The sequence below is a fragment of the Verrucosispora sp. SN26_14.1 genome (genome assembly GCF_004307965.1).
GTDB lineage: Bacteria > Actinomycetota > Actinomycetes > Mycobacteriales > Micromonosporaceae > Micromonospora.
The window spans coordinates 1-2,216 of sequence record NZ_SISL01000681.1 but is presented as its reverse complement, the minus strand read 5'-3'; the positions used below and the strand labels follow the sequence as shown (position 1 = coordinate 2,216).

At 72.7% G+C, this 2,216-nt stretch carries 2 protein-coding genes; both read right to left on the bottom strand.

The genetic code is table 11. The features are described 5' to 3' along the window. Positions 1-494: 4-hydroxy-tetrahydrodipicolinate reductase (locus EYA84_RS30820; protein ID WP_275540825.1), on the bottom strand; the 494-nt coding region annotated here is incomplete at its 3' end. A 69-nt stretch (positions 495-563) separates the two neighbouring features. Continuing rightward, positions 564-1,925 (bottom strand): pitrilysin family protein, encoded by a 1,362-nt coding sequence (locus EYA84_RS30815; protein WP_131057724.1) that lies wholly within the window; start codon positions 1,923-1,925, stop codon positions 564-566. Between the last annotated feature and the right edge of the window lie 291 nt (positions 1,926-2,216).

The window sequence follows — 2,216 nt, the reverse complement described above, 5'->3', positions numbered from 1 at the left end:
GCCGCGACCAGGCGGGCGGTGTGCGTGGCGGTGCCGCTGGGCGCGTCGAGCTTGCGCGGGTGGTGCTGCTCGATGATCTCGACGGACTCGAAGTGCCGGGCCGCACGGGTGGCGAACTGCATCATCAGCACCGCGCCGATGCCGAAGTTCGGGGCGATCACCACACCCAGCTCCGGCCTGCCGCCGAGCCAGTCCCGCACCTGGTCCAGCCGCTGCCCGGTGAAGCCGGTGGTGCCGACGACCGCGTGCACGCCGTGGTCCACGCACCAGCGCAGGTTGTCCATCACCACGTCCGGGGTGGTGAAGTCGACGACCACCTGCGCACCGGCGTCCGCCACGGCGGTCAACGGGTCGCCCTGGTCGACCGAGGTCACCAGTTCCATGTCGGCGGCGCCGTCGACGGCCCTGCACACCTCGAGGCCCATCCGGCCCCGGGCACCCAGCACACCGACCCGGATCGGCCCGGTCGCGCCCTTCTCCTGCTCGTCAGTCACGCGGCACAACCTATCCCAATCGGGACGCCGGCACCCCGCCGGTACGACGGCCGCACCCGGGCGGCCGGGTCAGGCGACGAAGTCCGAGTCGTCGAACGGGCCGACCACGGCCAGCGACATGGGTCGGCTGAGCAGGTCGGCGGCGAGTGCGTTGACGTCGTCGAGCGTGACCGCGTCGACCCGGTGCAGCAGTTCGTCGACGGGGACCAGGTCACCGTAGAGCAGCTCGCCCTTGGCCAGCCGGCTCATCCGTGAGCCGGTGTCCTCCAGGCCGAGCACGAAGGAGCCCTTGCTCATCCCCTTGCCCCGGGCCAGTTCGGCCTCGGTGACGCCCTGCGCGGCGGTACGCGCCAACTCGGCCCGGGTCAGCTCCAGCACCTCCTGCACCCGCCCCGGGGCGCACCCGGCGTACACGCCGAACAGACCGGTGTCGGCGTACTGGCTGGCGTAGGAGTAGACCGAGTACGCCAGGCCACGCCGCTCGCGGATCTCCTGGAACAGGCGGCTGGACATGCCGCCGCCGAGCACGTTGTTGAGCACGCCGAGGGCGAAGCGTCGCTCGTCGAGCCGGTCGATGCCGGGGCAGCCGAGCACGACGTGCGCCTGCTCGGTCTCCTTCGCGTGGACGACCACGGTGGCGGTCTGGGTGCGTACCGCCGGGGTGATCGGCCGGTGCGACGCGGGCGTCGCCGGGTCGGTGTCGAGCGGACTGCCCTTGAGCGCCGACCGGACCAGCCGGACCACGGTCGCGTGGTCGAGGTTCCCGGCGGCGGCGATGACGATCTGCGGCGCGACGTAGCGGCGGCGGTAGAAGCTCTGGATCTGCCGGCGGGTCATCGGGGTGACCGTCTCGGCGGTGCCGGAGATCAGCCGGCCCAGCGGGTGGTCACCGTAGACGGCCCGGGTGAGCAGGTCGTGCACCTCGTCGCCGGGTTCGTCGTCGTGCATGGCGATCTCTTCGAGGATGACGCTCCGCTCGGTCTCCACGTCGGCTGGGTCGAGCACCGAGTCGGCGACCAGGTCGCACATCACGTCGATGGCCAGGGGCAGGTCCTCGTCCAGCACCCGGGCGTAGTAGCAGGTGTACTCCTTCGTGGTGAAGGCGTTGGTCTCGCCGCCGACCGCCTCGATCGACGAAGAGATCTCCAGGGCGTCCCGCTTGTGGGTGCCCTTGAAGAGCAGGTGCTCCAGGAAGTGGGCGGCGCCGGCCTGCGTGCCGGTCTCGTCCCGGGAGCCGACCGCCACCCAGATGCCGAACGAGACGCTGCGCATCGCCGGGATCGCCTCGGTGAGTACCCGCAGCCCGCTGGGGAGGACCGTGCGGCGCACCGTACCGCCCAGCGGGTCGTCACTCAACGTCCTGGTCACCGCGCGGGTGGCCGCTCCGGCGGACCGGGTGGTCGTGGCGGCCTGCCGGCCGCCCGAGGGCATCCCTCCCGGTCGCGCCGTGGGCAAGGACGAACGGCGGGTCCGACTCACGGCAACCTGCTTCCCAGTACGACGAGGGGTGGTGGATCACGAACCGGCCGGGCGACGGTGTCGCCCGGCCGGTCAGCGGTGCGGTACTAGCTACTGTCGGCGATCAGCTGTGCCGGGTGCGGCGCCGCGGACGGGAGTCCCCGTCGCCGCCGCCCTCGCCACCCTCCGGGCCACGGCCGCCCCGGTCGCCACCGCGCTCGCGGTCGCCCCGGTCACGCGGGCCACGGTCGCCCCGGTCACGGC

Bases quoted from the DNA above. Each gene is read 5' to 3' on its own strand.
- EYA84_RS30815 (WP_131057724.1), bottom strand. From the start codon at position 1,925: ATGCCCTCGGGCGGCCGGCAGGCCGCCACGACCACCCGGTCCGCCGGA.